Annotated in this window: 10 protein-coding genes; 7 read left to right on the top strand and 3 right to left on the bottom strand. The window is 31.2% G+C overall.

Translation table 11 applies throughout. The features are described 5' to 3' along the window. Positions 1-593 precede the first annotated feature (593 nt). A complete protein-coding gene (locus tag ACKI3D_RS01770) occupies positions 594-1,301 on the bottom strand; it encodes a metal-dependent hydrolase (protein ID WP_407391763.1) in 708 nt (235 codons plus the stop codon). 8 nt (positions 1,302-1,309) lie between these two features. Continuing rightward, complete coding sequence (locus ACKI3D_RS01765) at positions 1,310-2,008, bottom strand: DsbA family oxidoreductase (protein ID WP_407391762.1); 699 nt, start codon at positions 2,006-2,008, stop codon at positions 1,310-1,312. An 89-nt stretch (positions 2,009-2,097) separates the two neighbouring features. Here ACKI3D_RS01765 and ACKI3D_RS01760 point away from each other — a divergent pair, with 89 nt between their 5' ends. Both ACKI3D_RS01760 and ACKI3D_RS01755 read left to right on the top strand, forming a co-directional pair. Then, entirely contained in the window at positions 2,098-2,478 is a 381-nt protein-coding gene (locus ACKI3D_RS01760) for a winged helix-turn-helix transcriptional regulator (protein WP_407379299.1), read from the top strand. Positions 2,479-2,528: 50 nt separating this feature from the next. Further along, positions 2,529-3,515, top strand: a complete 987-nt coding sequence (locus tag ACKI3D_RS01755; protein WP_407391760.1) for an NADH-dependent flavin oxidoreductase — start codon at positions 2,529-2,531, stop codon at positions 3,513-3,515. Here the strand turns inward: ACKI3D_RS01755 and ACKI3D_RS01750 are convergent. Next, on the bottom strand, positions 3,493-4,068 hold the full coding sequence (locus ACKI3D_RS01750) for a TMEM175 family protein (protein ID WP_407379295.1): 576 nt from the start codon (positions 4,066-4,068) through the stop codon (positions 3,493-3,495). The genes ACKI3D_RS01755 and ACKI3D_RS01750 overlap by 23 nt on opposite strands. A gap of 103 nt (positions 4,069-4,171) precedes the next feature. On the opposite strand from ACKI3D_RS01750, the gene ACKI3D_RS01745 reads away from it, so the two are divergent. The 5 genes from ACKI3D_RS01745 to ACKI3D_RS01725 form a co-directional block, all read left to right on the top strand. Next, positions 4,172-5,176, top strand: coding sequence for a tRNA-dihydrouridine synthase (locus ACKI3D_RS01745; RefSeq protein ID WP_407379293.1), 1,005 nt, complete (start codon positions 4,172-4,174; stop codon positions 5,174-5,176). A 572-nt stretch (positions 5,177-5,748) separates the two neighbouring features. Beyond that, a complete protein-coding gene (locus tag ACKI3D_RS01740) occupies positions 5,749-6,045 on the top strand; it encodes a nucleotidyltransferase family protein (protein WP_407379291.1) in 297 nt (98 codons plus the stop codon). Next, entirely contained in the window at positions 6,029-6,247 is a 219-nt protein-coding gene (locus ACKI3D_RS01735) for a hypothetical protein (protein WP_407391758.1), read from the top strand. The genes ACKI3D_RS01740 and ACKI3D_RS01735 overlap by 17 nt, the downstream gene beginning before the upstream one ends. Positions 6,248-6,252: 5 nt before the next feature. Further along, on the top strand, positions 6,253-6,369 hold the full coding sequence (locus ACKI3D_RS01730) for a HepT-like ribonuclease domain-containing protein (protein WP_407391756.1): 117 nt from the start codon (positions 6,253-6,255) through the stop codon (positions 6,367-6,369). Positions 6,370-6,562: 193 nt separating this feature from the next. Next, on the top strand, positions 6,563-7,225 hold a 663-nt coding region (locus tag ACKI3D_RS01725; protein ID WP_407391754.1), incomplete at its 3' end, for a hypothetical protein.

Raw genomic sequence — 7,225 nt, 5'->3', positions numbered from 1 at the left:
ATTTCATTTCGCTGCAAGCTCATTATATTCATAATTACCGTTTCTTATTTTTAAATACTAAATCAATTATTTTATTGTCAAATTTTAATGTTTAAATCTATTTTTTTTAAGAAATAATTAAATATAATTTTTTACATAATATTATTGTCATATCATTTTTGACTAATATTAATTTAATTTTTTTATGAGATGGCTTGTTTGCTAGCGGTGATTAAAAAATAGTTAATATTGGATAGGCTGCCCGTTTCGAGGGTTACTCGAGGAGCTAAGGGTAATCTAGCGATGATTCAAGAGAGTTAGTATACGGGCAAAATCCATTGTACATAATTTGAGCGTTATTTGAATTATTGGTCATTAATATTAAGTTTTTTCATCATTAACTTAATATAACTTATTTTATGATTTTGTTAAGAATAATATATTGGTATTTTTAAAAAAAAAGTCTTTTTTTAAGGAATTAATTTGGCCTTTTTTTAGTTGGTATTTATATTTTGTATAGTTTTTTCACTATATTGACTTCATATTCGGATTAAATTCTTTGATAAATTATTGAGAAAATATTCAAAACAAAAGTGTTTTATGACTTCATTTTATTATTTATTTTTAAATTCATAAATATCAAGAGGTTTTAAAAGTATCGTTTCGCAAGAGGTTGTTTCCTTTTCAACTAGTTTTTTAAATTCGTTTTCGTCCTGCATGATTGAAGGAAATGAATTGTAATGCATTGGAATCACATATTTCGGATTGATCCATTTCGCTGCTATTGATGCTTCTTTTGGATCCATTGTGAATATGTTCCCAATAGGAAGCAATGCCAAATCAGGTTTGTAAACTTCACCCACAACAAATTTCAAATCAGAGAACAGTCCGGTATCGCCTGCCTGGAACACTTTAAATCCATCTTCAAATTCAAACAAGAAGCTTGAGGGATTTCCACCATAACCCATATCCATTTCAAAGTCATATGAAGAGGAATGTTTTGCATCAAGCATTCTAATTTTAACGTTTCCTGCCATAATTACTGCCCCATAATTGATTCCAACTGCATTAATCCCTTTTCTTTGCAGATAATTTGAAATCTCATAATTGCAGACTACTGTGGAATTGCCGTTTCTGGCTATTTCTGCCGCATCTCCGAAGTGGTCTGCATGGGCATGGGTAATGCAGATGATATCTGGATTCAATTCATCAACATTCAATGTGCAGTTTGGATTTGCACGGATGAACGGATCAACCAGAATGTTTGTTCCATCATTGCTTATAAATTCAAATGCAGAATGACCTAACCATCTCAATTTCATATTAACACTTAAATCCTACAGATTCCATCTTCACAGCTGTCTGTTTCATTGTTTTCATCAACTTCATTTTCACTCATGATTTGGCTTAAAACGGTTTTAAAGTCATTGTAGGATAATGCTCCCGGAACGGAATACTTTCCATCAAACAGATAAAATGGAACTGCATGTATTCCGCCTGTTAGGGCTATTTCTTCATCTCTTTCAACTGCACTGTTGAATAAATCGCTATCCAAAACTTCTCCAATCTCTTCTTTTTCAAGGCCCGCTTCACATCCGACATCCAACAACACGTCTCTATCTGCCAATTTTAAGTTTTTTGTAAAATATGCATCAAATAGTATTGCATTTAAGTTTTCAACGAGTTCGGAATCGTTTTTGCTTTGTGCAAGTTTCATCAGTCTGTGGGCATTGCGGGTGTTGGTGTAAAGTGTTGATGCATATTTAAAATCAATTCCCTCTTCAATGCCTAATCTTGATATTCCTTCCACTTCCTTTTGAGCATCATCAAAAGACAATCCATATTTGATTGCAAATCTCTCAACGGTCGTTGATTCAACGTCTTCAGGTGCATTTTGGTCAAGTTCAAATGCATGAATATCAAATTCAATTTCATTTTCAAGGCATAAATCTCTAATTGCTTTTTTCAGTCTTGTATTTCCGATATAACAGTAAGGACATGCAAAATCGCTCCAGTATGTAATTTTCATTTTCATCCCTCCAAATCTATTTAAATTATTATTTACAATAGTTAATTAATAAATACGTGAGTAATTCCAAAGTTACTAAAGTTGATACTATGGTTGAAAATAACGTCTGTCCAATTGGAAACACCTTGGATTTCTTTAACAGAAAATGGATATTCTGCATATTGTCTAATATTTTCCGGGGAATGAAACATTTCTCTGAGTTTAAAAAGGCGAATCCCACAATCAGCAATCATATTCTATCTGAAACATTAAAGTATATGGAAGAAAATAATCTGGTTTCCAAAACTACAATTGAAGACGGCTCAAGGGTTCAAACTGAATATTCCCTAACTGAAAAGGGTTTAAAGACAAATAAGATTCTCTATGAAATCACCTCTTATTATTTCAATGAGCTTAACTATGCTGGATATGATGATGCTCAAAGGCAGGAAGTTCTTAAAGAATATGAGCAGGCTTTCAACATCAGGTAATTTTTGAGTTACTGAACTCTTTTTATACTATTTTTTACTTATTTTAAATCATGAAAGATATTTTTGATAATTGTCAATTTGGAGATTTAAAACTCAAAAGCAGAGTTGTAAGAACCGGCCTGTGGCAGACACAATCAATTGGTGAATTGTATGACAAATATGAAAGCATGGCTAAAAGCGGTGTTGGATTAATAATAACAGAATTGATTTCAGTTTATCCGAAGGATAAATTTTCAGAGTATTCAATCAGAAGTGGTGCTCCACAATTCATGGTTGAAGCCAAACGATTAGCGGATATTGCACATGAGCATGATGTTGCAATTTTTGGCCAAATCGAATTCATCCAGTTCAACAGAGGAATAGACTTAAACATTGACATCAACGATTTGACAATTGATGATATCCGCCAGATCCAGTCAGATATTATCGTTGCAGCACAAAAACTTAAGCTGGCAGGATTTGATGGAATACAATTGGCTTTAGGAAATAACTTTTTTCTCTCAAAGTTCATAGACCCATATTTCAATCAAAGATTGGATAATTATGGTGGAGACACCTTCAACAGAATGAGGCTTGTTTTGGAATTGGTAAAAGTAATCAAAACCAATCTGGATTTCCATGTAAGCTGCAAAATCAATGCATATGATGGAAGAAAAGGTGGAATCGACAAGGATGAAAGCATAGAAATGTGCAAGCTGCTTGAAAAGGTAGGTGCTGATAGTCTTCAGGTTACAAAACCTCTGTCCCCTCTGTATTTTACAAAAGATGTTTCAGAAGAAGAGGAACTTGTCGAATTCAGCCAAAAGTTAATTAAGGAAGTTGATATTCCGGTTATTTTGGGCGGAGGATTTGACAGCCAGAAGCACATGAATGATTTATTGAATAAAACGGATATTGAATTTTTATCAATGTATCGGCCATTTTTAGCTGAATCAGATTTCCTAAAATCATGGAAAAAATCTGGTGACGGCGTGTCAAGGTGTAAAAAGTGCAATAACTGTTACAGAACCAAAACTAGTCAATGTTATCACTTTTGATTGACATGTAAACATGTATGAACCATGTTAAAACTACAACAAATACAAATACGACAATGATTTCGGCAGTGAAAAGGTAACCTAAAATTATTCCGATTGCATATAACAGTAGGTGCAGTCCGGTTCTTTTCAGGTTCAACAATTGCTTCAGGTCACTATTGTGTTCAATATTGATAATCATCCAGAACAGCACATCATATGCAAGTTCAATTACAATAAAAAAGATACAGTAGCACAGCTGTGCATTGATGTTTGTGAAATTGTTTGAGATTAGCAGAGTAAAGTATGGAAGAAGGGACATTACAAAAACGACAAGTCCTGTCATTGCTATTACTTTACCATCTATTTTTTTAATTATTTCAAAGATTATGTGGAAGAAATACCAGTTTGTCAAAACTACAATGAAACTGGTCAGATATGCAAAAAAGTTAGTTTTCAAAGCCCAAAAACCAGCAAACGTTATTGTTTCTGGTTGGGGCAGTTCAAGGACAATAACAGTTAATATGATTGCAAGTACTGCATCAACAAATGCCTCTAATTTTTCTGAATTCACATTTAACACCTTCAGTATATATTATGATTTTCATCTTTTAAGTGCTGTTGGTAACTCTTGAATTACTAATCTCTTTTTATACTTGCTTGAATAATTTAAATTTATGAAAAGCATATTCGATAACACTCAATTTGGTAGATTCAACCTTAAGAATCGTATCATCAGATCTGGTCTGTGGGAATCTGAAAATGAATCCCAAAAAAACTTGACTCCAGCGATATACAAAAGATATGAAGATTTGGCTAAAAATAACATTGGAATAATAGTAACTGAGTTGATTTCAATGTATTCTCATGACCGCTTCAGTGACTATTCTCACTACATCAACTATCCGTATTTCATTAAGGAGTTCAAGCAAGTGACAGATATTGCCCATGAATTCGACACACCAATTTTTGCACAAATTGGTTTTATAAACTGCAACATCAACGGAAAACAGATGATGGAAGTCAATGATTTGGAAATTGAAGATATTAGAAAAATCCAGACAGATTATGTTGTCGCCGCTAAAAAAGTTGCATTTGCAGGGTTTGACGGCATTCAGTTAAACATCGGAAATAACTATTACCTTTCACGAGTTATGGATCCGTTTGAAAACCAACGGAAAGACAATTACGGTGGAAACACTTTCAATCGTGTCAGGATGGTTTTGGAAATAATAAAGCTAATCAAGCAGACTACTGATTTGCACATCCACTGTAAGGTTAATTTGTATCAGGATGAAAAAGATTCATTGGAAATTTGTAAAATACTGGCTGAAAACGGTGCAGACAGTTTGCAGATTACTAAATTCCTCTCACCGCAGTATTTCAGAAAAGGTCAAAACAATGAAAACATGCTGGTAAGTTTTGCAGACAAAGTTGTCGGTGAAGTTGATATTCCGGTTGTTTTGGGAGGGGGATGGTCAGATATGAAAAGCATTGAACACTTGTTGAATAATACAGGAATTGAATATCTGTCGATGTATCGTCCATTTGTTAGAAATCATGGCTTTTTGACAGAATGGAAAGAAAATAACTACGGACAATCTGATTGTAAGACATGTAACAACTGTTATTGGAAAAAATCTAGTGTTTGTCTTATTGGCTCTGAAGAGCAATCTAAATAATTTAACTCAATGAGTTATTTTTTATCTTTTTTTAATTTATCAAAATGGTCATTAGGATTAAAATTAAATTTAATGAAAACGATCCTAGTATAATATTTTTATATTTGAACTCTTTTGTGGGATAATTAAAAGTATTGTTATTATTAAATTAAGAATTGATATCCATATCATCTTTTATCAACTCCATTTTAATTATGGGAAGGTTTATATAATGAAAAAAAAGAAAAGGAGTATTATGGGATTAATCCCATAACACTTTCAATATTAATTGCAATATTGAAATTATTACTTGAATAATTCCAAGAGCAATTAATATTTTTTCGCTTTTTTTCATGGAAATTCAAATATGGAATTAATTTGGGAGTTATTTCATTTAAGTTTTCCTTTTCTAATGATTTTGTTGAATAGATCCACTTTAAAATTTTTAAAATTAATATGATTTGAATTAGTCTATTCAAAGTATTCCGTTGAAACATAACTGTGTTTTTTCATAAAGCAGCAGTTTGAAAATGTTTATTATTAATGAATAGGATATAGTTAAATATGAATTCATTGCATGGTGGTGATTTTTCATGGTGTTTACTATTGAAGATATCAAAAAACGGGTTATTCCGATTGTTATCAAATATGGAATAAATACTTTCAGCCTTTTTGGATCTTATGCCCGTGGTGAAGCAACTGAAGATAGTGATTTAGATTTTGTAATGGATAAAGGTGATTTAAGGGGTCTACAATACGTTTCTTTAGTTCAGGATTTAGAAGATGAATTTGATTGCCATGTTGATGTAATTAGTAAAGGAAGTTCAAATAAAAAATTTCTTGAAGCAGTAAGTAAGGAAGAGGTTCTTTTATATGAACGAAAAAGATAAAAGAGGTGCTGAAACCATAATCGATTATTGTAATCGTATTAATGATTATCTAAATCGTTTTGATGATGATAAAGAAATTTACATGTCAGATAGTTTGTATAAAGATGCTTGTGCATTAGTCATTATTCAAATGGGCGAATTTGCAATAGATTTTCAGATGAATTTCTTGAGGAATATGATGGAATTGAATGGAGTCAGTTAATTGGTTTGAGAAATGTTACTGCACATAATTATGAAAATATCGTTGATGATGTAATCTGGGAGATTATTCATGATGATGTTCCTGAAATTAAAGAATATTTGGAAAAAATCCTTTATGACTAACTTTCATTTTTTATTCATTGAGTTAAAAGCACTAAATATTTTGTATAATATACGGGCAAAATCCATTTTAAAAGACCATTATGCTGATCCAATTAAAATACAGTTAGAAAGATTCTTTTTAATGAATATTGTTTCGATACATTTATCGTGAAAGATTTAAAATGATTGTTGATTATTATTGGGGGACATATTTTTGTTAACTGAATTAAATATAATTAAATCCAAAGGTTGGATTAATTTAACTAAAAATGAATTAAAATTTTATTCGGCCTATTTATTTTTTTACACTGAAATTTTAGGTTTATTTTTGTGTTTAATATTATATTTCTTTCTACATATCAATTTTATTTTATCAGTTTTAGGAATGATAATTTTTGGCGGAATATTTTCAATATTAATTTATAATCGTGATTTTTTAGATGAAAAATATAATATGATATCCAACAACTTCCAGGGAATGTCTTATCAAAGTGTAGTGATTATGCTGTTTCCATTAACATTCCTTATGTCCTGGTTTATGGCATTACTTGCATTTACTTTTGAAGGCTTGGACAGTGCGATTGCTTTTGGATTAGCAATGTATTTTCCATTTCTTTTCATGTTTTTAAGGCTGAATGTTTTTAGTGATGAAAGTCGTTTATTATCTGGAGAACAGGTCATTGGTTATCATCCAGTATTTTTTTATATAATTGGATTTATGTTAAGTAGGGGTCCATTAGGTATTTCATTATTGTGGATTATTAAAGATATAATGGGCTACTCCAATTCATTTAATCATGATATTATTGCATTATTAATCTCATTATTATGTGGATGTTTAATTTTTTCACCGGATATTATGAATAAAATTCTTCCA

Source organism: Methanobrevibacter sp. (assembly GCF_045586545.1).
Lineage (GTDB): Archaea > Methanobacteriota > Methanobacteria > Methanobacteriales > Methanobacteriaceae > Methanocatella.
The sequence above is the reverse complement of the archived record's forward strand: the minus strand, read 5'-3'. Positions and strand labels throughout refer to the sequence as shown.

Excerpts from the sequence above, each read along its gene's own strand:
- ACKI3D_RS01770 (WP_407391763.1), bottom strand. The coding sequence starts at position 1,301 with ATGAAATTGAGATGGTTAGGTCATTCTGCATTTGAATTTATAAGCAAT.
- ACKI3D_RS01765 (WP_407391762.1), bottom strand. The coding sequence starts at position 2,008 with ATGAAAATTACATACTGGAGCGATTTTGCATGTCCTTACTGTTATATC.
- ACKI3D_RS01760 (WP_407379299.1), top strand. The coding sequence starts at position 2,098 with ATGGTTGAAAATAACGTCTGTCCAATTGGAAACACCTTGGATTTCTTT.
- ACKI3D_RS01755 (WP_407391760.1), top strand. The coding sequence starts at position 2,529 with ATGAAAGATATTTTTGATAATTGTCAATTTGGAGATTTAAAACTCAAA.
- ACKI3D_RS01745 (WP_407379293.1), top strand. The coding sequence starts at position 4,172 with ATGAAAAGCATATTCGATAACACTCAATTTGGTAGATTCAACCTTAAG.
- ACKI3D_RS01740 (WP_407379291.1), top strand. The coding sequence starts at position 5,749 with ATGGTGTTTACTATTGAAGATATCAAAAAACGGGTTATTCCGATTGTT.
- ACKI3D_RS01735 (WP_407391758.1), top strand. The coding sequence starts at position 6,029 with ATGAACGAAAAAGATAAAAGAGGTGCTGAAACCATAATCGATTATTGT.